Annotated in this window: 21 protein-coding genes; 10 read left to right on the plus strand and 11 right to left on the minus strand. The window is 66.0% G+C overall.

The features are described 5' to 3' along the window. Positions 1-159: 159 nt before the first annotated feature. Together R3X27_RS22455 and R3X27_RS22460 are read left to right on the plus strand one after the other, a co-directional pair. Positions 160-1,512 (plus strand): efflux RND transporter periplasmic adaptor subunit, encoded by a 1,353-nt coding sequence (locus R3X27_RS22455; RefSeq protein ID WP_317711145.1) that lies wholly within the window; start codon positions 160-162, stop codon positions 1,510-1,512. A 1-nt stretch (position 1,513) separates the two neighbouring features. Next, complete coding sequence (locus R3X27_RS22460) at positions 1,514-4,648, plus strand: efflux RND transporter permease subunit (protein WP_317711146.1); 3,135 nt, start codon at positions 1,514-1,516, stop codon at positions 4,646-4,648. Between the two features lie 39 nt (positions 4,649-4,687). On the opposite strand, the gene R3X27_RS22465 is transcribed toward R3X27_RS22460, so the two are convergent. The 7 genes from R3X27_RS22465 to R3X27_RS22495 form a co-directional block, all read right to left on the minus strand. Beyond that, the gene (locus R3X27_RS22465; RefSeq protein ID WP_317711147.1) at positions 4,688-5,701 is read right to left on the minus strand and encodes a HupE/UreJ family protein; all 1,014 of its coding nucleotides are present in this window, start codon (positions 5,699-5,701) and stop codon (positions 4,688-4,690) included. Further along, the gene (locus R3X27_RS22470) at positions 5,698-6,528 is read right to left on the minus strand and encodes a peptidylprolyl isomerase (RefSeq protein ID WP_317711148.1); all 831 of its coding nucleotides are present in this window, start codon (positions 6,526-6,528) and stop codon (positions 5,698-5,700) included. Before R3X27_RS22470 ends, R3X27_RS22465 begins: the two co-directional genes overlap by 4 nt. Positions 6,529-6,726: 198 nt before the next feature. Continuing rightward, the gene (hrpB, locus tag R3X27_RS22475) at positions 6,727-9,162 is read right to left on the minus strand and encodes an ATP-dependent helicase HrpB (protein ID WP_317711149.1); all 2,436 of its coding nucleotides are present in this window, start codon (positions 9,160-9,162) and stop codon (positions 6,727-6,729) included. Further along, on the minus strand, positions 9,163-9,873 hold the full coding sequence (locus tag R3X27_RS22480) for a DUF3108 domain-containing protein (protein WP_317711150.1): 711 nt from the start codon (positions 9,871-9,873) through the stop codon (positions 9,163-9,165). It abuts the gene before it with no gap. Between the two features lie 250 nt (positions 9,874-10,123). Beyond that, a complete protein-coding gene (locus R3X27_RS22485; RefSeq protein WP_317711151.1) occupies positions 10,124-11,197 on the minus strand; it encodes a 5-(carboxyamino)imidazole ribonucleotide synthase in 1,074 nt (357 codons plus the stop codon). Beyond that, on the minus strand, positions 11,190-11,678 hold the full coding sequence (gene purE / locus R3X27_RS22490) for a 5-(carboxyamino)imidazole ribonucleotide mutase (RefSeq protein ID WP_317711152.1): 489 nt from the start codon (positions 11,676-11,678) through the stop codon (positions 11,190-11,192). Before purE ends, R3X27_RS22485 begins: the two co-directional genes overlap by 8 nt. Positions 11,679-11,756: 78 nt before the next feature. After that, positions 11,757-11,975 (minus strand): YdcH family protein, encoded by a 219-nt coding sequence (locus R3X27_RS22495; RefSeq protein WP_317711153.1) that lies wholly within the window; start codon positions 11,973-11,975, stop codon positions 11,757-11,759. A 170-nt stretch (positions 11,976-12,145) separates the two neighbouring features. Here R3X27_RS22495 and R3X27_RS22500 point away from each other — a divergent pair, with 170 nt between their 5' ends. The 4 genes from R3X27_RS22500 to R3X27_RS22515 all read left to right on the plus strand — a co-directional run bounded on the left by R3X27_RS22500 (position 12,146) and on the right by R3X27_RS22515 (position 17,978). Beyond that, positions 12,146-12,559, plus strand: a complete 414-nt coding sequence (locus R3X27_RS22500) for an Hsp20 family protein (protein WP_317711154.1) — start codon at positions 12,146-12,148, stop codon at positions 12,557-12,559. Between the two features lie 10 nt (positions 12,560-12,569). Further along, entirely contained in the window at positions 12,570-12,803 is a 234-nt protein-coding gene (locus R3X27_RS22505; protein ID WP_317711155.1) for a DUF1150 family protein, read from the plus strand. A gap of 258 nt (positions 12,804-13,061) precedes the next feature. After that, the gene (locus R3X27_RS22510; RefSeq protein WP_317711156.1) at positions 13,062-14,567 is read left to right on the plus strand and encodes an efflux RND transporter periplasmic adaptor subunit; all 1,506 of its coding nucleotides are present in this window, start codon (positions 13,062-13,064) and stop codon (positions 14,565-14,567) included. Positions 14,568-14,570: 3 nt separating this feature from the next. After that, the gene (locus R3X27_RS22515; RefSeq protein WP_317711157.1) at positions 14,571-17,978 is read left to right on the plus strand and encodes an efflux RND transporter permease subunit; all 3,408 of its coding nucleotides are present in this window, start codon (positions 14,571-14,573) and stop codon (positions 17,976-17,978) included. A gap of 283 nt (positions 17,979-18,261) precedes the next feature. On the opposite strand, the gene R3X27_RS22520 is transcribed toward R3X27_RS22515, so the two are convergent. After that, positions 18,262-18,516 (minus strand): DUF167 domain-containing protein, encoded by a 255-nt coding sequence (locus R3X27_RS22520; RefSeq protein ID WP_317711158.1) that lies wholly within the window; start codon positions 18,514-18,516, stop codon positions 18,262-18,264. 61 nt (positions 18,517-18,577) lie between these two features. On the opposite strand from R3X27_RS22520, the gene R3X27_RS22525 reads away from it, so the two are divergent. Genes R3X27_RS22525 through R3X27_RS22535 form a run of 3 tightly spaced genes read left to right on the plus strand, consistent with a single transcriptional unit; the run spans position 18,578 to position 21,000 of the window. After that, complete coding sequence (locus tag R3X27_RS22525) at positions 18,578-19,684, plus strand: class II histone deacetylase (protein WP_317711159.1); 1,107 nt, start codon at positions 18,578-18,580, stop codon at positions 19,682-19,684. A 30-nt stretch (positions 19,685-19,714) separates the two neighbouring features. After that, positions 19,715-20,293 (plus strand): nitroreductase family protein, encoded by a 579-nt coding sequence (locus tag R3X27_RS22530; RefSeq protein WP_317711160.1) that lies wholly within the window; start codon positions 19,715-19,717, stop codon positions 20,291-20,293. After that, positions 20,290-21,000 carry an EI24 domain-containing protein gene (locus tag R3X27_RS22535; protein WP_317711161.1) on the plus strand — a complete coding sequence of 237 codons (711 nt, stop codon included), beginning with the start codon at positions 20,290-20,292 and terminating at the stop codon, positions 20,998-21,000. The genes R3X27_RS22530 and R3X27_RS22535 overlap by 4 nt, the downstream gene beginning before the upstream one ends. On the opposite strand, the gene R3X27_RS22540 is transcribed toward R3X27_RS22535, so the two are convergent. From R3X27_RS22540 to mce, 3 genes are all read right to left on the minus strand, one after another. Then, positions 20,987-21,229 (minus strand): DUF333 domain-containing protein, encoded by a 243-nt coding sequence (locus tag R3X27_RS22540; protein ID WP_317711162.1) that lies wholly within the window; start codon positions 21,227-21,229, stop codon positions 20,987-20,989. The genes R3X27_RS22535 and R3X27_RS22540 overlap by 14 nt on opposite strands. 4 nt (positions 21,230-21,233) lie before the next feature. Then, the gene (locus R3X27_RS22545) at positions 21,234-21,530 is read right to left on the minus strand and encodes a DUF1467 family protein (RefSeq protein WP_317711163.1); all 297 of its coding nucleotides are present in this window, start codon (positions 21,528-21,530) and stop codon (positions 21,234-21,236) included. 105 nt (positions 21,531-21,635) lie between these two features. Further along, on the minus strand, positions 21,636-22,043 hold the full coding sequence (gene mce, locus R3X27_RS22550; protein ID WP_317711164.1) for a methylmalonyl-CoA epimerase: 408 nt from the start codon (positions 22,041-22,043) through the stop codon (positions 21,636-21,638). Between the two features lie 166 nt (positions 22,044-22,209). On the opposite strand from mce, the gene R3X27_RS22555 reads away from it, so the two are divergent. Next, on the plus strand, positions 22,210-22,929 hold the full coding sequence (locus R3X27_RS22555; RefSeq protein WP_317711165.1) for a response regulator: 720 nt from the start codon (positions 22,210-22,212) through the stop codon (positions 22,927-22,929). Positions 22,930-22,952: the final 23 nt, after the last annotated feature.

The following is a 22,952-nucleotide window of genomic DNA, read 5'->3' on the forward strand; positions in this document are numbered from 1 at the left end:
AAGCGGGCCAACAAGAGGCGCGGATCAAAAAACGATCCCAGCGCGACGGAAGGCGTGACGCGCCGCGTTCAATCCAGAGACATCCCGGCCTTCCGCCCGGCGCTCTCCAACCGAGTCAAAGCTCCAACCGACCGTATTAGTGAATTTCGGATACCACACATGAATCTACGCCCGCTGATGATCCTCCCGCCCCTTGTCCTTGCCATACTCGGCTTCAACTGGATGACGCGGGAGCAGCCGCAGGACGTCACCCGCCCGGAGGAGGCGCGCCTTGCCGTCCGCGTCATGGAGATCGTGCAGCGCCCTGTCTCCGCAAGCGTCACCGGCTATGGCCGGGTCGGCGCGGTGCGGGACTGGTCGGCGGTTGCCGAGGTACAGGGGCGGATCAACAGCGTTCCGGGAGATCTGGCCGAGGGCAGTATTGTCGAGGCCGGCGATGTGCTCTTCGAGATCGACGTCACCGATTACGAGTTGGCGCGCCAGAAGGCGCAGGCGAATATCTCCGCCGCCGAGGCGCAGATTCACGAGCTTCAGCGCCAGGAGGAGAACAGCCGCAAGACGCTCGAACTGGAGGAGCGCACCAAGACGGTCGCGCAGGCCGAGTTTGACCGCGTCGCCTCGCTGGTCGAGCGCGGCGCCTCGACCCAGGCCGCGCTCGACACCGCACAGAAGACGCTGCTGGCGCAGTCCAATTCCGTGCTGACCCTTGAGAACACGCTGGCGCTCTTCCCTGCCCAGATCGAAAGCCTCGAGGCCACGCTGGCTGTGCGCCGGTCCGAGCTGCGCGAGGCGGAACGCTCCATCGAGAAGGCGACGATCACCGCGCCCTTTCGCGGCCGCGTCTCCGGGATCAATGCCGAGACAGGCCAGTTCATCCGGACCGGCGACACGCTTCTGACGCTGGACGACATCTCCGCCGCCGAGGTCACAGCCGAAATCCAGCCAACAGCGTTCATGCCGATCTTCATGTCCATCCGTGGCCAGATCGAAGCGCCCAGCGACGGGATCGACCCGGCGGGCGCGATCGCCTTGATGACAAAGGCCGGGGTTACGGCCGAGGTCCGCGTCTCGCTTGGCGACCGGCATATGAGCTGGCCGGCGGAGCTGGTGCGGATGCGCGGTACGCTCGACGCCGACACCGCGACGATGGGCATCGTCGTTCGGGTCGAGGCGCCGACGATCAGCCAGCCGGAACTGCAACGCGCCAGGCTCGATTCCGGCGCCTTCGTCTCGGTTGTCTTCACCTCGCCACCCGTCGCGGGATCGATCACCGTGCCGCGCAGCGCGCTCCGCTACGACGACGATGGCGCCCCCTTCGTCTATCTCGCCGATGCTGAGGACCGGCTGGCCCGGGCGCCGCTGGACGTCGGCCCATCCATCGGAGAGGACTCGTTGATCTTCGGCGGGCTGGAGGGAGGCGAGCGACTGGTGCTCAGCGAGCCCTCGCCCCCGGTGATCGGCATGGCGCTCGATCCTGTCGCCTCCCCAGTCGCCGCCGCGCAGGAGCAGTGACATGATTGCCTGGTTCGTCCGACATCCCGTCGCCGCCAACCTGCTGATGGCCTTGATCTGCATTCTCGGCCTCACGACCATCAGCAGTCTCGAACGCGAGACCTTCCCCGACACCACCGCCTCCACGGTGCTGGTCTCCATCGCCTATCCCGGCGCCTCCGCCGTCGATGTGGACGAAGAGATCTGCACCCGGCTCGAAGACGCGCTTTCGGGCACGGACGGGTTGGCGGAGCTCGATTGCCTCTCCATCGACGGCCGCGCCTCTGCGACCGCCGAGTTGGAAACCGGCGGCGACATCATCCAGTTCTACAATGATGTCTCTTCCGCCGTCTCCGGCGTGAACGACTTTCCTGACGATGCCGAGACCCCCGCAATCGAGCGTGGCGGGCGCACCGAAATGATCGCCATGCTCGCCGTCTCCGGGATCGACGGCAAGAAGGGCCTGCTCGAATATGCCGACGAGCTGGCCAACAAGCTGCAATCCGTGAATGGCGTGACCGAGGCGACGGTCTCCGGCCTCACGGACCGCGAGCTGCGGGTGAGCTTCAACGATGAGGAGTTGCGCCGCTACGGGCTGTCGAGCCAGGGCGTGGTCGAGGCGATCAGCGCGCGCTCCCTGCAGCAGCCGCTGGGCGAAGTGGAAACCACCGACAAGAGCCTCGTGCTGCGCTATTCCGACGTGCGCCGTTCCGTGGCCGATCTCGAAGACCTGATCGTGCTGCAAAACGAGACGGGCGGCATCGTCCGGCTGCGCGACCTCGCCACGGTCCGTATCGTCGACAGCGACGAGAACACGCAAAGTTTCATCGATGGCGAACAGACCGCGACGCTCCAGATCATGAAGGCCTCGGACGGCGATTCCATTCGAATTTTCGAACAGGTTGAGGCGATCCTCGAGGAGGAACGCACCGCCTATCCCGATCCCTTCAAGATCACTGTCATCAACAACATGACCGAGATCATCGAGGAACGCCTCTCGCTGATTGTCAGCAATATCGGGCTCGGGCTGCTGCTGGTCTTCGGCGTGATGTGGCTGTTCTTCAACCTCAAGGAAGCGCTCTGGATCTCCGCCGCCCTGCCCGTCTCCTTTCTCGGCGGGCTGTTTCTGATGAACGCGCTCGGGGTGACGATCAACATGATCACGCTGATCGCGCTCTTGATGGCCGTCGGGCTGATCATGGACGATTCCATCGTCATCGCCGAGAATATCGACAAGTGGCGCAGCCGCGTCGGCGGCAAGGAAGCCGCGTGGCGCGGCACGCAGGAGATCATGCCCGGCGTGCTCTCTTCCTTCCTGACCACGGCTTGCGTCTTCGGCCCGCTGATGTTCATCGAGGGCGACCTCGGCGAGGTGCTGAAATACATCCCCATCGTGCTGCTGCTGACGCTCGGCCTCTCGCTCGCCGAGGGGTTCCTGATCCTGCCCCACCATCTCAGCCATACCGGCAATACCGACCCCGCCGAGCATCAGCACCGCCCCGCCGCGCGGCTGTTGGAGCGTTTCAAGGAGGGCGTCGTCATCCCGACCGCCGCCGCTCTGGCAAAGGTGCGGTACCTGACGATCGGCTCCGTGATCGGGGCGCTGATCCTTTCCATCGGGCTGGTCGCCTCCGGGCAGATCAAGGTCGTGGGCTTCCCGCAGGTCGAAGGCGACACGATCGAGGCCAAGATCGCGCTGACCGCCGGCATCGCGCGCGAACGCACGGTGGCCAATGTCGAACAGATCCTCGCGGCCCTGGATCGGGTTGACGCTGAATACACGCCCGGCACCAAGGGCGAGCAGCCTTTGGTGGAGCGGGTGCTGGTCCGCTATGGCGCCAATTCCAGCGTCAACGACAATGGTTCCAACACCGCGACCATCACCGTCGACCTGCTTGGCACGGCCGAGCGGAATGTGACCGCCGACGAGATCCTGCGCGTCTGGCGCAAGGAGGCCGGCCCCCTGCCCGATCTCCAGCAGATCAGCTTCGCCCAGAACGAGCAGGGCCCGGGCGGCAATGATATCGATGTCGACGTGGCCGGGCGCGATCTCGACGAGGTCGAGGCCGCGACCTCCGCGATCCTGTCGCGGCTGCTCGACAGGGTCGATGTGAAGGAGGCCTATACAGATTTCTATGGCGGCCGGCAGGAGGTGAAGCTGACGCTGAACGAATACGGCTACTCGGTCGGGCTGACGCCGCAATCGCTCTCCGGCCAGCTCCGGCAGGCCTTCCAGGGCTCGGAGACGGACACGTTCCACACTGGCGCCTCTTCGGTCAACGTGCAGGTCCAGCTCGGCGACTCGGTCGCCAACCTGACCGAGCTGGAAAACTTCCCCATCATCGTCGGCGACGGCAAACAGGCCGCACTGATCGCCGTGACCGATATCGAGCTTGCCGCCTCCTACCCGACGATCACCCGCAAGGATGGCCGCATCGTCGCCAATATCCTCGGCCAGATCGACCGGAAGGCCACCACCTCCACCGCGATCTCCACCTACGTTCTCGAGGAGGTCGCGCCTGGGCTGGAGCGGGACTATCCCGGCATCGCCATCTCAATCGGCGGGGCTTCGGAGGAGCAGCAGAAATCGCAATCCTCCATCGGCTCCAAGCTGATCCTCGGGCTGGTCGGCGTTTATATGGTTCTGGCCTTCCAGTTCCGCAGCTATGCGCTGCCACTAGTGGTGATGCTGTCGATCCCGTTCGCGCTGATCGGCACGATCCTCGGGCATTGGGCGCTCGGGCTGGACCTCGCCATGCCGAGCTTCATCGGCTTCGCCTCGCTGGCGGGGATCGTGGTCAACAACGCCATCCTGTTCCTGACCTTCTTCCAGACCCATCTGCGCGGCGAGGACCATGTCGCCGCCGCGCTGGACGCCGTGCGCGCCCGCTTCCGCCCGATCCTGCTCTCCACGGGGACGACGGTGGCGGGGCTTCTGCCGCTGATCTTCAACACCTCGCCGCATGTGCAGACGATGGTGCCGCTGGTCGTGGCGGTGGCGGCGGGACTGACGGCCTCGATGATCCTCGTGACGCTCGTGCTGCCGTCCCTGCTCAGCATCTATTTCGACATCTTCTCGGTGGAGAAATGGGCTGCGCAGTTCGAGGATGAGCCGGAAGAGACCAAACCGGCCGGCGTCACAGAGACGCCCGCCTGACCAGGGCTTCGTCGCCGCGATTCCCCCGCGGCGACGGGTTCAGAACGCCATGACACGCTCGACGAGCCAGAACATGGCAACGCCACCGATTGCGTAGCCCACGACTGCCGTCCCGGGCGAGCCGGCATGGCGCGCCTGCCGTGCCATCGCCGGCCAGAGCGCCCGCAATACCAGGAACACCGCCAGAACGCCCGCGACAAAAGCCAGCTGGCCCAGCTCGACCCCGACATTGAAGGCCAGCAGCGCCATCGGGATCTCCCCCTGCGGCAGGCCGATCTCGGTCAGCGCCCCGGCAAAACCCAGCCCGTGCAGCAGCCCGAAGCTGAAGGAAACGATCCAGGGGAAGCGCTCGGAGAGACGCTGCTTGCCGTCCTCATGCTTGAGCATTTCCACTGCGAGAAAGACGATGGAGAGAGCGATACAGGCTTCCACGGGCGGTCCAGGAACGGAGACATGCCCAAGGGCGGCCAGCGCCAGCGTGATTGAATGGGCGAGCGTGAAGGCGGTGATCGCACCGACCAGCCGCCACGGGTCGCGGATCAGCACCAGCAGCGCGAAGACGAAGAGCAGGTGGTCCCAGCCTTCGAGGATATGCTCAAAGCCGAGCCCGAGATAGCTGGTGAAGACCGCGCCGCCAGAGAGGTCCTGTGGCAGCGCATAGTCGAGGCTGTCGGGGGTCAGCCGGATGGTGGACACAGCCTGCTCCAGCGCGTGGATGCGCAAGAGCACATCCGTGCGCTGCGCCTCGAGGCCGGGAATGGCAATCGTGCCGCCGGAGATCCCGCCGGGACAGGTCGCGACCCAGGCCGTGATCCAGGCGGCGCTGTCGAAATTCGGCGCCGGGGCGGTGCGGGGGCTGCACTGTTCGGGCAGGCGCACCTCGATCGCCATCGGGGCGCCGTTGACATCGGGCTTGCGCCAGAAGATCTGCCAGCTTTCGGGCGTCAGCTGGCGCATGTCCAGATAGCCGGGCTCCAGCGCATGGGCCGACGCGCTGCCAAGACTGCCCAGCAACAGCGCGAGGCCGAGGGCAAGCTGCAGGAGCGGCCTCATTGTCCTGCCCATCCTGCGATTTCATCGGCACTCGGCAGTTCGATCTCGTATTTCGCCTTCAGCGCGTCGATCTGGGCGGCGGTCAGCGCCTCCACCTGTGTCCGTTTCCAGTCCATCAGGACATCCTCCCGGATCTCCTCGAACGCTGGCTGACGCGCGGCGACGGCCTCCGTCACCCGCACGAGATGTGGCCCGTAACCAGACATGACCTGCGTCCATTGATCCACGGGTTGATCGGCAAGGGCCGCGAAGAAGCCGCGGCCGAAAGTGCCGTCCACCACCGCCTCGATGCTGAGCGGCAAGGCCGCGGGCAGCAGCGTCGGCGCGCCAAGCGTGATGGGGTCCGCCCCCGCCTCCAGGCTTGCAAGGATCTCCGCGGCAGCTCCGTCACCCGGCAGCAGAATCTGTTCGAATGCCAGCCGGGGCGATGTCGCGAACCGTTCCGGGTTCGCTTCCAGATGCGAGATCAGCACCGTATCCTCCGGCGAAACAGCCTGTGCGACAGAGGTGGCCAGGAAGGTCATCTTCTGGGCCAGCCGGTTGCGGATCACCCCGTCCCCCTTGTCCAGCCCCAGTTCCCGCGCTTCGCGGACCAGCACCTCCTCGCGCACCAGCGCCTCCATCAGCCCCTGAAGCTCAACGCTTTGCGGCTTGCGACGCCAGGTCATCTCGAACTGGGAACTCAGGCGCTCGGCATCTCCGGCATCGACGGTGATCCGGTTGCCCGCGACGGGCTCCGGCTCGGACGGGTTCAACCAGAGGAACCAGCCGAATATCGCAAGCCCCAGCAGAAAGAAGTGAAACAGCGGTTCGCGAATGATTTTCATAGCCAGATTCCCCCACAATGCCGCAGCCAACACCAAATCGTCGGAGCGGTCTACCTTGACCTGTGGCGAAGCACCAATCGGGTGCCATGCCGTGGCGGAAACGCGCGGGCGCGGCGGCTACACCGTGACACCGGGCCGTTCGGCTCTCGGCGCAAGACCACGTCGCGCAATCGCTTGCCCGCATGCCAGCCCTCTGCGTCACTTCCGAGGTTTCGCCCGCAGCGTCGGGTCTGCTTCGGTCGGATCCTCCGGCCAGGGATGCCGGGGATAACGCGCCCGCATGTCCTTGCGCACATCCGAATAGGAACTGGCCCAGAAGCCCGGAATATCCATCGTTGTCTGAACCGGCCGGCCGGCGGGCGAGAGCAACGTGACCCGCAGCGGCAGGTGGCGCGGGCCAACGGTCGGATGCCGGGTCGTACCGAACATCTCCTGCACCCGCAGCGAGATCGCCGGCGCCTCGCCCGAGTAGTCGATGGGCACCTTGCGGTTCATCGGCGTGGTGAAACTGCCGGGTATTTCGCGGTCGAGCCGCTGCATCCCGTCCCAACCGATATGCAGCCGCAACGGCTCCACGAGATCCAGCGCGCGAATGGCCTCCGCCGACCGGACCTTTCCGAGATAGGGCAGAAGCCAGTTCTCGGCGGTCTCCAGAAGCGCTTTTTCCGAGAGATCGACAATCTCTCCGCCCTCGGTGCGATAGAGCAGCGCCCGGGCCTGAAGGCGTCGGGCCCCGGGCGACATGGGCAGGCCAAGCTGGCGCACGCCCTCCAGCGCGGCAAGGGAAAGCGCTTCTTGCGGGGCGTCCCGCCAGATCCGATCCGCCAGCACGAGAGCACCGAAGCGTTCCTGCTGGCGCGCCACCACCCGGCGTTCGCGGCGAGACCATTCGGCAACGTCCTGCCAGTCGATCCGGTCGGCAAACAACCCGCGCAGCTCGCTCTCGGTCAGCGGCAGGGCAAGGCGGATCTTCGCATTGCGGGCATCGCCATCGAGATCGGTGGCCACGAGCAGGCGCTGCCCGGCCAGCGGATCGCTCTCTTCCATCACCGCGCCCTTGCCGCCGGAGAGCAACCAGCGCGGGTCGTCGCCGGGACGGCGCAGGCCGATCCGGTCAGGATAGGCGAGGGCCACGGCCTCGGCGGCGGAGAGCCGTTCCCTGGCTTCAGGCGCCAGGTTGGCGAGGCGACGGGCTTCGCTCCGAATGCGCTCCAGCGCGCCGCGATTGAGCGTGCCGGGCGCGGAATTCGGGGTTTTCAGCACCGAGAGCCGGAGCGAGAGATCCGACGGCGCGCCGCGCAGCGGGTCGCGCTCGGCCATCAGCGCGGCCAGCGGTGCGGCGGGCTTGCCGGCAGAGAGCAGCATATGCGCCAGCCGCGGATGCAACGGCAAGCGGGCCATGGCGCGGCCATGCTTGGTGATCTGCCCCCTCGCATCGAGCGCGCCAAGGGCGGCCAGCAGCGCCTGCGCCTCGGCCAGTGCCCCTTCGGGCGGCGGCGTCAGGAAAGGCAGGTCCCCGCTGCCCCAGAGCGCCAGTTCCAGCGCCAGCCCCGTGAGATCCGCCGCCTCGATCTCGGCGGGCGGATAGGCGGCCAGCGCCCCCTCCTCGCCCTTCGTCCAGAGCCGGTAGCAGGCGCCCGGCGCCAACCGTCCGGCCCGGCCGGCGCGCTGCGTCGCCTCAGCGCGGGTGACCTTCTCCGTGACCAGCCGGGACATGCCGGAACTGGGGTCGAAGCGCGCGCGCCGGGCCCGACCCGCATCGACGACACAGGTGATCCCCTCGATGGTCAGCGAGGTCTCGGCGATGGAGGTCGCCAGCACGATCTTGCGTCCCGTTGCGGCGGGGGCAATAGCGGCGCGCTGCGCCTTGAACTCCATGGCGCCGAAAAGCGGGTGAAGCGCGGTTGTCGGGGGCAGTTTCGCCTTGAGAAGCGCCTCGGTGCGCCGGATTTCGCCCTCGCCGGGCAGGAAGACGAGAAGGCTGCCCGCGCTCGCGTCATGCGCATGCAGGACCAGCTCGGCCGTCGCCTCTTCCAGACGTTGGCGCTTGGGCAGGGGCGCGTCGAGATGGTGCAGATCGACCGGGAAGGCGCGTCCCTCGGCGGTCAGGACGGGGGCGCCGCCCATCAGCTCCGCCACCGGCCCGGCATCGAGTGTCGCCGACATCGGCAGCAGGATCAGTTCCTCGCGCAGCGCCTCGCGCACTTCCAGACAGAGCGCCAGCCCGAGATCGGCATTGAGCGAGCGCTCGTGAAACTCGTCGAAGAGCACAGCGCCGATGCCGCTCAGCTCCGGGTCCGTTTGCAGGATGCGGGTCAGGATACCTTCCGTGACCACCTCGATCCGGGTCGCCTTCGAGCGTTTCGCCTCGCCGCGAATGCGGTACCCGACCGTCTGCCCCACGCTTTCGCCAAGCTGCTCGGCCAGGCGCTCCGCCGCCGCCCGCGCGGCCAGCCGGCGCGGCTCCAGCATCACGATGCGCCCCTGCGTAAGCCCGGCCTCCAGCAGCGCCAGCGGCACACTGGTGGTCTTGCCCGCCCCCGGCGGCGCCTGCAGCACCGCCTGGCCGGCGCGCCTCAGCGTGGCGACCAGATCGGGCAGGATGGCGTCGATGGGGAGTGGGGACAGAGGCATCTATCGGCGGCGCATCCGGACCTTGCCCAGCGTTGTCGGCACAACCACCTCGGTGACGCGATGGGTGCCGTCGGACTGGATCTTGTAAATCACGGTGAAGGGCCAATGCACCTTCTCTGCCATGTCCTTGGGCGAGAAGCCGGCGACACGGGAATAGGTCCCCGGGCAGGTCAGGGTGTTGCCCTTGCGCGTGCCGCCATCCATGCGAATTCGAGTGCGTTCCCGGCCGTCATAGGGCGAGATGTCGAGATTGCAGGCCAAATCGGCGGGGCGATCGCGCAGAATGGCGAAGGCCGCGGTCATCGGATCAACCGTGCCCTTCTGGCCCGAAGCGTTGGCGTGATAGGATTTGCGGTTCTTGTCCGGCGGGTTCTTCGTGACCCTCGGTGTGCCGCCGGAGAACCGGAACGTGCCTGTCTTGGTCTTGCCCCGTTTGACCGTCTTCTCGCTATAGGTGGCCGGTGCATAGCGGTTTCCGGAGACCGACCCGTTCACCGCAACCGTGATATTGGCCGGGTAGAGGCCGCGAGCAAGACCCGATGAGGCGACCTGGCCATTGGCCTTGTAGCGCCCACCGGATTCGCTGCCGGAATAGGCGATTGTCCCGGCACCGAACCCGGCGACGGAAACGGAGAAACGCCCTTGTTCCGCGGTTGCGGGCAGGGCGAGGCATAGGGCAATCAGGAACGAAAGGGACTTGGTAAGCTGCATGTCTGAAGTATCTCCGCGTTTCGGGCAATGGAGGCAAGGGGCCGAAAAAGCGTTCGGAGGTCAACAGCAGGGCGTTGCTATGGGATAGCACCCGGCTCAAAGAGCGGTTTACCGCCGGGATTGGCCTGTGCGACTGGGCAGGAGCGACGCGGGCAGGTCGGAACGGCAGATAATCGAGCTTAGCAACCGTCCACTGCGCCAGACAAGACGCGCAACCCAAGCCGCACCAATCGCGCCAAGTGCAGACGTGCTACCCGCCCATCGCTGCAATCCGGTTGGCATGCCCCATCTTGCGCCCGGCCCGGGTCTCGGCCTTGCCATAGAGATGCAGCGCCACGGCGGGATCCGCCGCCAGTTCCGGCACCCGCTCCATGTCCTCACCGATCAGGTTCTCCATGACCACATCGGCCTGCCGGCTTCCGTCGCCCAGCGGCCAGCCGGCAATGGCGCGGATATGCTGCTCGAACTGGTCGACCGCGCAGCCATTCTGCGTCCAGTGACCGGAGTTATGAACCCGCGGCGCGATCTCGTTGACGATCAGCCCGCGTGGCGTGACGAAAAGCTCGACCCCGAGCACGCCGACATAATCCAGCGCGTTCAGGATGCGCCCGGCCAGAAGCACCGCATCCGTGCGCAGCCGCGCGGGGATCGGGGCCGGAACGGTCGTGCGGCGCAGGATGCCGCCCTCATGCAGGTTCTCGCCGGGATCGAAACAGGCGACCTGCCCATCCGCCCCGCGCGCGGCAATGACAGAAATTTCGCTCGAGAACTCGACAAAGCCTTCCAGAACGGCCGCTGCGCCCTTCATCGCCTCGAAACCGCTCGCGGCCTCTTCCGGTGCTGTGAGCCGAACCTGTCCTTTGCCGTCATAGCCCAGACGGCGGGTCTTCAGGATCGACGGGCAGCCGAGCGTTTCCACTGCCGCTTCGAGGTCGGCGAGGCTCTCGACATTGGCATAGGGTGCTGTCTCCAGCCCCAACCCGGTCAGGAAGTCTTTCTCCACCAACCGGTCCTGGCTGACGGCCAGCGCCTTGCGGTTGGGGCGCAGCGGGCGGATCGCTTCGAGACGATCGAGCGCCTCGGCGGGCACGTTCTCAAACTCGAACGTCACGACATCGACCGAGCGGGCGAAAGCCTCAAGCGCTGCGCTGTCGTCATAGGGTGAATTGGTCACCTTGGCGGCCACGTCGCCAGCGGGCGCGGCGCCGGGCTCGAAGATATGGCAGCGATAGCCGAGCCGCGACGCGGCGACCGAGAGCATACGCCCGAGCTGACCGCCGCCAAGGATGCCGATGGTAGATCCGGAAGGCAGGGGCTCACTCATCGACCGGCACCTCGGGGATCGAGGCCGAGAGCGCCGCGCGCCAGGCATCGAGGCGTTCGGCCAGGTCCGGGTCCTCGTTGGCCAGGATCGCCGCAGCCATCAGCCCGCCATTGGCCGCACCCGCAACGCCGATGGCCATGGTGGCGACCGGAAAGCCCTTGGGCATCTGCACGATGGAATAGAGAGAGTCGACGCCCGAGAGTGCCCGGCTCTGCACCGGCACGCCGATCACCGGCACCCGCGTCTTGGAGGCGACCATGCCCGGCAGATGCGCGGCCCCGCCGGCACCGGCCACGATGGCCTTCAGCCCGCGCGCCGCAGCGCCCTTGCCATAGTCCCACAAACGGTCCGGCGTCCGGTGCGCGGAAACGATGCGCGCCTCATAGGGCACGCCCAGTTCGTCAAGGATTGTCGCGGCTTCTTTCATGGTCGGCCAGTCCGACTGGCTGCCCATGATGATTCCCACCTTCGGCTCCGGCATCACGCCCTCCATCTGAAAGGAGCGCGCACAATACCACCCGCGTGTCGCGTTGCAATCGCAAGCGTCGCCGGCATTTCCTCAGGCGATAATGTCAGGCGTCACGGCATCCTCGAGCACGGCGATCTGGTCCTTCAGGTATAGCTTCTGCTTCTTCAGCCGACGTATCGTGAAGGGATCGGCCGTGCCTGTGGCTTCCAATGCGCTGATCGCGTCGTCGAGGTCACGATGCTCACGCGCCAGCACCTGTAGCTTGACGCGCTTGACCTCTATCGGATCCATTTCTGTAGGTGTGTTCATTCCGTCCCTGCATGCAGACTCTGCGCGGTAACGGATTGATTATAGGGCCTGTGACCGGCTTCCGCCAAGCCTTACCTTGCAGCGGAGGGTGTCGGAGCCCATATTTGAAGCCGGGCGCCCGGTTGCGGGGTCCGCAATATGCATGCTCGCTTCGTGAAAGGACGTGCCCGATGACCAAGACTGCCCTGGGGTCGCACCCCTTCCTGCTCGGCTTCGAGCAGCTCGAACGCCTCGTTGAACGGACCGCCAAATCCGGCAACGAAGGCTATCCCCCTTATAATATCGAACAATCCGGCGAGCGCAGCTTCCGCATAACACTTGCCGTGGCCGGATTCGCCGAAGCCGACCTGTCGATCACGATCGAGGACCGCCAACTGGTCATCAGAGGCCGGCAGTCCGAAGAGGATTGCGAACGGATCTTCCTGCATCGCGGCATCGCCGCCCGCCAGTTCCAGCGCAGTTTCGTGCTGGCCGACGGGGTCGAGGTCACCGGCGCGACGATGGAAAACGGGTTGCTGCATGTCGACCTTGAACAGCTGCAACCAGAGACCGTGGTGCAGACAATCGAGATCAACCGGGCATAAGGAGGCGGAAATGGACCATAAACTCGATTTCGAGGCGCAGACGCCGGAAAGCCGGCCTATCGTCTATATTCGTCCGGTCGTGCCGGACGACCTTCCGGATGAGCTGCGCGCGCAGGCTGAGGGAGTGAAGAAGCTCTACGCGGTGCATGACGCGGACGGCCAAAGGCTGGCGCTGGTGCAGGGGCGCGGCCTGGCCTTTGATCTCGCCCGGCAGAATGACATGATCCCGGTGGACGTGCATTAACAGCGCCCCGCCTGGCGGCCTTTCACAGTGATACAGCAGTCAATTCAACGCGCGCCTTGACCGGGCGCGCGTCCTTCGTTGCAACACCTGCCTGACCGTTTCGGGTCACTGTTTCGCGCCGGTGCCACTTCCTTGATCGATCTGCCGCTGGCGGGTCCCACGCTCGCTGTTCGTAACGAAGCCGTGCCTTTGCGCTCTGGACAAACCGGGCTAGGTTGAGCAGCAGTGCTGCACAGCAGAAACCGGAAGGACCCGAACATGCAGTTTCTTCGCCGATCCCTGGTCGGACTGTTCCTGTTTTCGGTCACTTTGGGCGTGCTCGCCTATGCCGGGATCGTCTTCAACCAGGCGGTCGAAGAACGGATGGCGCGCGAGAGCCGAGAGCGTCCCGCCCGCGAGCGGATTATGGCGGTCAATTCCGTCTCCGTCGAGGCGCAGGCCGTCGCGCCGGTCATCACCGCCTTCGGACAGGTCGAGAGCCGCCGGATGCTTGAGGTGCGGGCCGGGGCTGCAGGGCGGATTGTCGAGCTGGCCGCGGATTTTGACGCGGGCGCCACGGTGCAGCAGGGCAGCCTGCTCGCCCGGATCGATCCCACGGATGCGGAATCCGATCTGGAACGCGCCCGGACCGATCTTGCCGAAGCCGAGGTCGAGCTGCGCGATGCGGAACGCAATATCGCTCTCGTGCGCGACGAGCTGGCAGCCGCGCGCGCCCAGGCGGAGCTGCGCAGTCAGGCGCTGCAGCGGCAGCGGGACCTCGCCAATCGCGGTGTCGGCACGGAAGCGGCAATCGAGACCGCCGCGCTCGCCGAATCTTCCGCCAACCAGGCCGTCGTCTCGCGCCAGATGGCCGAGGCCTCGGCCGAGAACCGGCTCGAACAGGCCCGCAACCAGCTCGGGCGCGCCCGCCTTGCGCTCTCCGATTCCGAGCGCGGGCTGGAAGATACCGAGGTCCATGCCGCCTTCACCGGCACGCTCGCGGATGTCGATATCGTCGAGGGCGGGCTTGTCTCGATGAATGAACGGCTTGCGACGCTGATCGACCCTAACACGCTGGAGGTCGCCTTCCGGCTCTCGACCACGCAATATGCCCGCCTGCTGGATGCGGACGGGTCGTTGATCGACGCCCCCGTCCGCGCCACTCTGGACGTGCTGGGCCTGGATCTCGAGGCGCGCGGACAGATCAGCCGTGTCGATGCCTCGGTCGGCGAGGGACAGACCGGGCGCCTGATCTTCGCGCGGCTGGACGACTATGCCGGCTTCCGGCCGGGCGATTTTGTCACCGTACATGTGCGCGAACCGGAGTTGAGCGACGTCGCCGTGCTGCCGGCAACGGCGGTCGATGCGGCCAGCTCGGTGCTGGTGATCGGGCCGGAGAACCGGCTCACGGTGGCCGAGGTCGAGCTGCTGCGCCGTCAGGGCGATAACGTGATCGTCGCCGCCGCAGGGCTGGAAGGCAAACGGGTCGTGACCGAACGCTCACCGCTTCTGGGACCGGGCGTACTTGTGCGCGATCTTTCGGCAGAGGCGGCGGAGCAGGTCGCGCAGGGCGGCGGTCAGGGCACGGCCATGGCCGGGGGCCAGGGCGGGGGCGATCAGGAGATGATCGCTCTGTCGCCGGAGCGGCGCGCGGCGCTGATCGCGGCGGTCGAGGCAAACAGCCGGATGCCGGCCGAGGCGCGTGAACGGGTGCTGTCGCAGCTGCGCGAAGAGATGGTGCCGGCGCGGATGGTCGAGCGGCTCGAAAGCCGCATGGGGGGCTGAGCCATGTCGCAAGCTGCCGATAGCGCCCGCGGGCTCCTCTCCTACTTCACCCGCCACGCCACCGCCGCGAACCTACTTCTCGTGTTCCTGATCGCGGCGGGGCTTTTCTCGCTGCCGCGCATGCGGGCGCAGTTCTTCCCGGACGTGGTTCTCGACGAGGTCTCCGTCTCGGTTGCCTGGGACGGGGCCGGTGCGGATGATGTCGACCGCGCCATCGTCGAATTGCTGGAGCCGACGCTTCTGGCGGTGGACGGGGTGTCTTCCTCCTTTTCGACATCGAGCGAAGGGCGGGCCTCGATCTCGCTGGAATTCGAGCCGGGCGTGGATATGGGCCAGGCAGCGGAAGACGTTCAGCAGGCGGTGGACGCGGTGACCACCCTGCCGGAGGATGCCGACGACCCGGTCGTGCGGCGGCGCGCGTGGCGGGACCGGGTGTCGGACGTGGTGATCTCGGGGCCGGTCGGGGTCGAACTTCTGGCACAATTCACCGATGAATTCGTCTCCCGGCTCTTTGCCGAAGGGGTGACCCGGACGACAATCCGGGGGCTGGCGGCGCCGCAGGTCATCGTCGAAGTTCCGACGCTGGAACTGGTGCGGCACAACGTGACCATGGCCGAAATCGCCGATGCGATTGCCGGCGAGGTCGCCGCGGACCCGGCCGGCGATGTTCAGGGCGCCAATGCGCGGGTACGCACGGGGCGCGAGAAACGATCGGCCGAGGAGATCGCGGGTATCCCGCTGCGCTCGGCCCGCGACGGCGCGCGGTTGACCATCGGCGATGTTGCCACGATCCGCACCGAGGGCGCCGACCGGCAGCGCAGCTATTTCCGCGGCCCGGACCCGGCCATCTCGGTCCGGGTGGACCGCTCCGCGCAGGGCGACGCGCTGGATATCCAGGCCGATATCGAGTCGGTCTCCGAGGAGATGATGCTGGGCTTGCCCGAAGGGGTCACAATCGAGCTGATCCGGACCCGATCGGAGGCCATTTCCAGCCGTATCGGCGTCCTGCTGGACAATGCGCTCACCGGGCTGGCGCTCGTCGTGGGCCTGCTCTTCCTGTTCTTGAACGCCCGCACGGCGCTCTGGGTTGCGGCGGGCATCCCGGTGGCGCTGCTCTCGGCCATTGCGCTGATGTATGCGGCCGGGCTGACGCTCAACATGATCTCGCTTTTCGCGTTGCTGATCACGCTTGGCATCATCGTCGATGACGCGATCGTTGTTGGCGAACATGCCGACTTCCGCGTGCGCCAACTGGGCGAGGCGCCGGCCGTGGCTGCCGAGCGCGCGGCGCGGCGCATGACTGGCCCGGTGTTTTCGGCGACGATCACCACTGTCATCGCCTTTGCCGGCCTGACCTTCATCGAGGGCCGCTTCGGCGACATGATCGCTGATATCCCCTTCACCGTGATCGTCGTGTTGATGGCCTCGCTGGTCGAATGCTTCCTGATCCTGCCCAACCACCTTGCCCATTCGCTCCACGCCGCCAATGAAAAGGAGAGCTGGTATGACTGGCCCTCGCGGCAGGTCAATCGCGGCTTCGGCTGGTTCCGGCACAATGCCTTCCGCCCCTTCGTCGGGTTCGTGCTCTGGGCCCGGTATCCGGTGCTGGCCGCGCTGGTCCTGCTCCTGTCCACTCAGGTTGCCCTGTTCGTGCGCGGAGACGTGCCCTTCCGCTTCTTTTCGGCGCCGGAGGAGGGTTCGGTCTCGGGCAATTTCGCCATGGCGCCGGGCGCGACCCGGGCGGATTCCCTTGCCCAGATGCGCGCCTTTCAGGCAACCGTCGAGGCGCTCGATGCCGAATATGCGGAGAAATACGGCACCCCGCCCGTGACCTATGCGCTGGCCGAGGTTGGCGGCAATACAGGGCGCGGGCTCTCGGGCGTCGAGAACAAGGATGCCGACCAGCTTGGCTCCATCGCCGTGGAACTGATCGACCCCGACCTGCGTCCCTATTCGAGTTTCCAGTTCGTCTCCGACCTGCAGGACCGCGTGGAACGGCACCCGCTGGTTGAGACGATCTCCTTCCGGGGCTGGCGCTCCGGCCCGGGTGGCGACGCGCTCGACGTGCAGCTCTTCGGCGCCAGTTCTGAGCGTCTCAAGGCCGCGGCGGAGGCGCTCAAGACTGCCGTGGGCCAGTTTGGCGAGGTTTCGGCGGTCGAGGACACGCTCTCCTACGACAAGGAGGAGCTGATCCTCGAGTTGACGCCACAGGGCGCGGCCCTCGGCTTCACCATCGACGGGCTCGGGCGCGTGTTGCGCAACCGGCTCGGCGGAATCGAGGCAGCGACCTTCCCGGTCGGGCCGCGCAGCGCCGAGATCCGGGTCGAGCTGCCGGAGGAGGAGTTGACGGCGGATTTCATGGCGCGCACCCAGCTGCGCAGCGAGGCCGGGCAGTATGTGCCGCTGGCCGATCTCGTCGAGGTCTCCCGCCGCACCGGTTTCTCCACCATCCACCGCGAGAACGGCATTCGCATCGTTTCCGTCACCGGCGACATCTCGGAAGACGATCCGGCGCGGGCCGAGGAGATCCTGAAGAGCCTGCGCGAGGAGATCCTGCCACGGATCGAGCAGGAACAGGGTGTGCAATGGCGGCTTTCGGGGTTGGCCGAGCAGGAACAGGACTTTTTCAACGACGCGCTGGTGGGCTACGGGCTCTGCCTGATGGGGATCTTCCTAACCCTGGCCTGGGTGTTTTCGAGTTGGACGCGGCCTTTGCTGATCATGGCTGTCATCCCCTTCGGTTTCATCGGCGCGATCTACGGCCATGCGGCCTGGAACATGCCGCTCTCGATGTTCACCATTATCGGGCTGATCGGCATGTCCGGCATCATTATCAACGATTCCATCGTGCTGGTGACGACCGTGGACGAGTATTCGCGGGATCGCGGCCTTGTCCCGGCGGTGATCGACGCGGCCGCCGACCGGCTTCGCCCGGTGTTGCTGACGACCCTGACAACGGTGATCGGCCTGACCCCGCTGCTCTACGAGCCGTCGCGGCAGGCACAGTTCCTCAAGCCAACGGTGATAACGCTGGTCTACGGGCTCGGCTTCGGCGTGGTGCTGGTGCTGCTGATGGTGCCCGCACTTCTGGCGGTGCAAAAAGATGTCCAGCGGCAGGTCGAAGCCATGCGCCGGGCGCTGGTCCAGCCCCGGCGGGCACGGCTGGTCTCGGTGCTGACACAGCTTTCGGCGCTGGCGATTGCGGCGCTGGCGCTGGTCACGTTGGGCCATGTCGTGCTGGATGGCGGTCTCTGGCCGCCGCTGCAAGGGATCCTGCCCTTCGAAGTCACCACGACGGTCGGTGCGCTCGGGGTGTTTCTCGCCGGAAGCTGGGCCATCACGACGGGGGCATTCCTGTTGGGCGCGGCGCTGCTGTTGTTGTCTGGCGCCCGACGGAAGGCCGAGACCTAAGGACGGCGAAAGCTGTGTATCTCGTGACAACAACGCCTGGCGCGCCAAGGACTCATGGGGTCGCTGGGGAAAACGGGGGCTGGTCACCGGGCCAGTTCCGGAGCTTCCCGACGGACGCATGTCGTCGCCGAACGCCCATGGGAGTGAACGGCTTGGGCGCGTCCTGACAAATCGAAAGGAACAGGAATCGTCGCGCATTCCGGCGGGCAGGCTCGGCGCTTGCTGCGCAGATTTGCACCCGCAGCAAGCGTTCGCCCTCTCCGTCCCCTTTCGCGCCCGAGTGTCACGCGACTCGAAACACTTTTTCCCGCGCGGTCTCGCCCCGGACCAATGTCAGACTGGTCGGCGCAACTCCTAGCGCCTTGGCCAACAGCTTTCGCACGGCCGCATTGGCCTTGCCGCCTTCCGGCGCTGTCGTGACATAGACCCGCAGCCCCGCCGGGCCGGGCTCGACGACATTGCGCGAGGCCTTCGGCGTCACGCGCACCGCGATCTCCGCACCCGGTGTGGCAAGATGCGCCAATGTCGCTTTCTTCATGACTTCTTCCAGTTACGCGGATGCGCCCTTAGGCTAGCAGCGGGTCGAAGGGAGTACCATCGTGGCCACGGGGTTTTACTGGGACGAACACTGTTTCTGGCATGGCGGCGGAAATTACGCGATGACACTGCCAGTCGGCGGATTGGTCCAGCCGGTCCAGGGCGGCCTGCCGGAAAATCCGGAGGCAAAGCGGCGGTTGCTGAACCTGATACGGGTGAGTGGGCTCGACAAGCACCTGTCCCTGCGTGGCGCCGACCCTGCGACCGAAGAAGAATTGCTGCGCGTGCATCCGCGCGGCTACCTGCGCGAGTTTCGAGAGCTTTCGGCACAGGGCGGTGGCGAGCTTGGGCTGCGCACACCCTTCGGGCAGGGCGGGTATGAAATCGCCACGCTCTCGGCCGGTCTCGCCCGGGCGGCCCTGTTCGACGTGCTGAACGGCGAACTCGACAGCTCCTATGCGCTTTCTCGCCCGCCGGGACATCACTGCCTGCCCGAGTTCCCCAACGGGTTCTGTCTCCTCGCCAATATCTCCATCGCCGTCGAGGCCGCCCTCGCCGAAGGTCTCGTCGGCCGGGTCGCCGTGCTGGACTGGGACGTGCATCACGGCAATGGCACCGAAGCGATCTTCTATGACCGCGCCGAGGTTCTCACGATCTCGATGCACCAGGAGCGCAATTACCCGCTCGACACCGGCGATGCAGAGGATCGCGGTGCGGGCGCGGGGTTCGGCGCCAACATGAACATTCCCCTGCCCCCGGGCACCGGACATTTCGGCTATCTCGCGGCCTTCGACCGGCTCGTCCTCCCCGCGCTGGAACGGTTCCGACCCGATGTGATCGTTGTCGCCTGCGGCTTCGACGCCTGCGCCATTGACCCGCTTTCACGTATGCTCGCCAGCGCCGAGACCTTTCGTGCCCTGACCGCCCGCACCCGCGCGGCGGCCGACGATCTCTGCGACGGGCGGCTCGTGCTGGTTCATGAAGGCGGCTATTCGGAGGTCTATGTGCCCTTCTGCGGCCATGCCGCGCTGGAGGCCCTTTCCGGCGCCCCGACCCGCGCCCAGGACCCGCTGGCCGAGACCGTCGCCGCCCGCCAGCCCGGTCCGCGGCATGACAGAATGGTCGATGGACTCATCTCGGATCTGGAGGATCTCTTCGGGAGTACTTAACTAGGGGCCTACAGGTTTGCAGGAGACCCCATGCCCCAGCCCAATCAGGCCGCTCTCGACTTTCTCGCCACACGCCGCTCGCGCCCGGCAAAGACACTGACCACGCCGGTGCCCGATGCCGCAGCGCTGCGTCCACTGCTGGCCATCGCCGCACGCACGCCCGATCACAAGAAGCTGGAGCCCTGGCGCTTTATCGTGCTGACGAAACCGGCGCTGGAGCGGCTTGCGCTGATGATCCCCGATCGCGCCATCGCCCTTGGCATCGCCCCTGAACAGGCCGAGAAGATGGTGCGCCAGTTCGCCGATGCCGATCTCGTTGTCGCCGTGATCGGCGCGCCGAAGCTCAACGATGCCGTGCCCGAACTGGAACAGGTGCTTTCGGCCGGTGCCGCCTGCCAGAACCTGCTCGCCGCTGCCCTCGCCGCCGGCTGGGGCGCCAACTGGCTGACGGGATGGGCCAGTTTCGACCGTCCCTTCCTCGAAGAGGGGCTGGCGCTGAAACCGCATGAATTCGTCGCCGGCTTCCTGCATATCGGCTCCGAGACGCGCACGCCGCCCGAGCGCCCCCGCCCGGATCTCGATGCCATTGTGCAATGGGTTGATGAATGAACTTGTTCTCGGATGTCTCCCTCGCCCTTGGACAGCTGAGCGATCGGCGCTTCCTCAAGGTCTTCTTCCTCGGCCTCGGCCTGACCGTGGGACTGCTGGCTGGTGCGACATGGGGGCTGGTCTGGCTCGTGGGATGGCTGCTGCCGGAGAGCTTCACGCTGTTCGGCTATTCCATCGGCCTGCCCGGGGAGATCTTTTCGGCCGCCACGATCGGTCTTATGCTGCTGGCCTCGGTCTTCCTGATGGTGCCGGTCGCCTCTGCCTTCACCGGGCTTTTCCTCGACGAAGTCGCCGAGGCGGTGGAATCCAGCCACTACCCGCATCTGCCCCCGGCGCCGCCGGTGAACTGGGGCGAGGCGCTGAAAGACTCAATCAGTTTCCTTGGCCTGATCCTGATCGTGAACCTGGTCGCGCTGATCCTCTACTTCATGGTCGGGCCCTTCGCGCCGATCCTGTTCTGGATCGTCAACGGCTTCCTGCTCGGGAGGGAGTATTTCCAGCTCGTCGCCATGCGCCGGGTCGGCCGCGCCGGCGCCAAGGCCGCGCGCAGGCGCCATTTGCCTGAGATCTGGCTGGCCGGCGCGCTCATGGCTGCGCCGCTATCGATCCCGATCGTGAATCTTTTCGTGCCGATCCTGGGAGCGGCGACCTTCACCCACCTCTATCACAGGCTGGAGTCGCGCGACGTCGCGGTCAGTTCCCGCTAGACGCCTTGTCCCAGTTCTCGCGGAAATAGTCCCAGCCATCGACCGTGGTGCCATCGGGCAGTTCGCAAAGCCCGCGCTCGCCTTTGTCGTCGCTGACGATCAGGTATTTTCCGCCCTGCTCTTTGCAGAAGACAGCGGCGGGGTTCGCCATGTTGGCCATGCCCTCGGCGATTGCAGCTGCGGGAGCAAGCAATGCCAGGGAAAGGCCGAATTTCAGCAGGGTTTTCATCTTTTTACTCCGATGACGCGGGCGTTTCGCTCCCCGGTCCGAACCTATGGAACAGGTCGAAATCGTCAACGGTTATCGCGCCAGTCAGGATGATCGCGCAAAGAATAGCCCAAAGCGGCAGAGCGATGAGCGTGATGATCTTCGCCTTGCGCTTGAGCTGCGGGTTGGTCGGCGCGGAGGCCGGCGTGCCCGGGACGATATCTCCCGCCTCTTCCTGCGTGGTCAGCCGGAGCGGCAACACGATGAAGAGCAGCATGAACCAGATCACGGCCAGCAGGACGAGCGCGGAGGTAATCGCCATTCAGAAAGCTTCCCATTCTATTCCAAGAACAGGATGTAGCGGCAAATGCGCCGGAGCCAAAGGCGAAAGGCTGCCTTTGCCGCTACGGTCTGAACGGGAAACGCGTCAGCCGACCTGTTCGAGCTCGATCAGGCAGCCGTTGAAGTCTTTCGGATGCAGGAAGAGGACCGGATTCTTGTGCGCGCCGATCTTCGGCTCGCCATTGCCAAGAACACGGGCGCCCTTTTCCAACAGCGCGTCGCGGGCGGCGATGATGTCGGTGACCTCATAGCACATGTGGTGGATGCCACCGGCCGGGTTCTTGTCGAGGAAGCCCTGGATCGGGGATTTCTCGCCCAACGGGAAGAGCAGCTCGACCTTGGTGTTGGGCAGCTCGATGAAGACCACGGTGACGCCGTGATCCGGCTCGTCCTGCGGCTCGCCGACCTTGGCACCCAGCGTGTTGCGATATTGCTCGGCGGCGGCTTCGAGATCCGGCACTGCAATGGCGACGTGATTCAGACGTCCGATCATTTTCGACTCCTTTGAAGGGTAGAGAAGCGTTTCGCGCGCCTTATCGCGCCGTAAGGGCAGTTTCTGCAAGGCTCCGCGCCTGCGGCGCAGCGTCCGGGTGGCGGCTGTTTACCGTCCGTTAGGCAGAATCACCCTCATGTGAGAGGGAATAGGAAAGGGAAGGACCATGCCTGATGAACTCACCACCCAGATGATGGCGCGCAAACCCACGCCCGAGCGTCCCCTCCTGGGCCTGACCGTTCTGGTCGTCGAAGACAGTCGTTTCGCCTGCGAGGCAATGCGCCTGCTCTGCCTGCGCTCCGGCGCACGCATCCGCCGGGCCGATTGCCTGGCCTCCGCCCATCGTCACCTCGCGGTCTACCGGCCAAGCGCCGTGATCGTCGACATGGGTCTGCCGGATGGCTCCGGCGCCGATCTGATCCGGGAACTCGTTGCCTCGGACCAGCGCGTGCCTGTCATCCTCGGAACCAGCGGCGACAGCGCAGCGGAAACCGAAGCGCTGGCCGCTGGTGCAGATGGCTTTCTGGAAAAACCCATTACCAGTCTCGCGAGCTTCCAACAGGCTGTGCTGATCCACCTGCCAATGGAAGAGCAGCCGGGTGGGCCGCGCGTTCTCAGCTCCGACACGGTCGCGCCCGACCTCATCGCGCTGCGGGACGATCTCTCCCACGTGGCCTCGGTCATCTCGCATCCGATGGATGCGGAGCAGATGGAGTATGTCGCGCAGTTCCTGTCGTCCATCGCCCAGAGCGCCGGAGATTCCGCCCTCGCGGATGCCGCGAACACGCTCCAAGCTGCGGTATTGAACCGCCTGCCCTCGCGCAGCGCGATTGGCGAGATCAGCGATCTGGTGGAAACGCGCCTAACAGGAACCGGCCCGTTCTGACTGCCTCGTGAGCGCTACTGCGG

The organism is Tropicimonas sp. TH_r6, assembly GCF_033101155.1.
Taxonomy (GTDB): Bacteria; Pseudomonadota; Alphaproteobacteria; order Rhodobacterales; family Rhodobacteraceae; genus Tropicimonas.

What these genes read in the sequence shown, in the direction of transcription:
- R3X27_RS22520 (WP_317711158.1), bottom strand. Translation starts at nt 18,516, where the DNA reads ATGAAGAAAGCGACATTGGCGCATCTTGCCACACCGGGTGCGGAGATC.
- R3X27_RS22515 (WP_317711157.1), top strand. Translation starts at nt 14,571, where the DNA reads ATGTCGCAAGCTGCCGATAGCGCCCGCGGGCTCCTCTCCTACTTCACC.
- R3X27_RS22535 (WP_317711161.1), top strand. Translation starts at nt 20,290, where the DNA reads ATGAACTTGTTCTCGGATGTCTCCCTCGCCCTTGGACAGCTGAGCGAT.
- R3X27_RS22555 (WP_317711165.1), top strand. Translation starts at nt 22,210, where the DNA reads ATGCCTGATGAACTCACCACCCAGATGATGGCGCGCAAACCCACGCCC.
- R3X27_RS22540 (WP_317711162.1), bottom strand. Translation starts at nt 21,229, where the DNA reads ATGAAAACCCTGCTGAAATTCGGCCTTTCCCTGGCATTGCTTGCTCCC.
- R3X27_RS22500 (WP_317711154.1), top strand. Translation starts at nt 12,146, where the DNA reads ATGACCAAGACTGCCCTGGGGTCGCACCCCTTCCTGCTCGGCTTCGAG.
- R3X27_RS22455 (WP_317711145.1), top strand. Translation starts at nt 160, where the DNA reads ATGAATCTACGCCCGCTGATGATCCTCCCGCCCCTTGTCCTTGCCATA.
- R3X27_RS22480 (WP_317711150.1), bottom strand. Translation starts at nt 9,873, where the DNA reads ATGCAGCTTACCAAGTCCCTTTCGTTCCTGATTGCCCTATGCCTCGCC.
- R3X27_RS22510 (WP_317711156.1), top strand. Translation starts at nt 13,062, where the DNA reads ATGCAGTTTCTTCGCCGATCCCTGGTCGGACTGTTCCTGTTTTCGGTC.
- R3X27_RS22460 (WP_317711146.1), top strand. Translation starts at nt 1,514, where the DNA reads ATGATTGCCTGGTTCGTCCGACATCCCGTCGCCGCCAACCTGCTGATG.
- R3X27_RS22465 (WP_317711147.1), bottom strand. Translation starts at nt 5,701, where the DNA reads ATGAGGCCGCTCCTGCAGCTTGCCCTCGGCCTCGCGCTGTTGCTGGGC.
- R3X27_RS22485 (WP_317711151.1), bottom strand. Translation starts at nt 11,197, where the DNA reads ATGAGTGAGCCCCTGCCTTCCGGATCTACCATCGGCATCCTTGGCGGC.
- R3X27_RS22530 (WP_317711160.1), top strand. Translation starts at nt 19,715, where the DNA reads ATGCCCCAGCCCAATCAGGCCGCTCTCGACTTTCTCGCCACACGCCGC.
- mce (WP_317711164.1), bottom strand. Translation starts at nt 22,043, where the DNA reads ATGATCGGACGTCTGAATCACGTCGCCATTGCAGTGCCGGATCTCGAA.
- R3X27_RS22470 (WP_317711148.1), bottom strand. Translation starts at nt 6,528, where the DNA reads ATGAAAATCATTCGCGAACCGCTGTTTCACTTCTTTCTGCTGGGGCTT.
- purE (WP_317711152.1), bottom strand. Translation starts at nt 11,678, where the DNA reads ATGCCGGAGCCGAAGGTGGGAATCATCATGGGCAGCCAGTCGGACTGG.
- R3X27_RS22545 (WP_317711163.1), bottom strand. Translation starts at nt 21,530, where the DNA reads ATGGCGATTACCTCCGCGCTCGTCCTGCTGGCCGTGATCTGGTTCATG.
- hrpB (WP_317711149.1), bottom strand. Translation starts at nt 9,162, where the DNA reads ATGCCTCTGTCCCCACTCCCCATCGACGCCATCCTGCCCGATCTGGTC.
- R3X27_RS22495 (WP_317711153.1), bottom strand. Translation starts at nt 11,975, where the DNA reads ATGAACACACCTACAGAAATGGATCCGATAGAGGTCAAGCGCGTCAAG.
- R3X27_RS22505 (WP_317711155.1), top strand. Translation starts at nt 12,570, where the DNA reads ATGGACCATAAACTCGATTTCGAGGCGCAGACGCCGGAAAGCCGGCCT.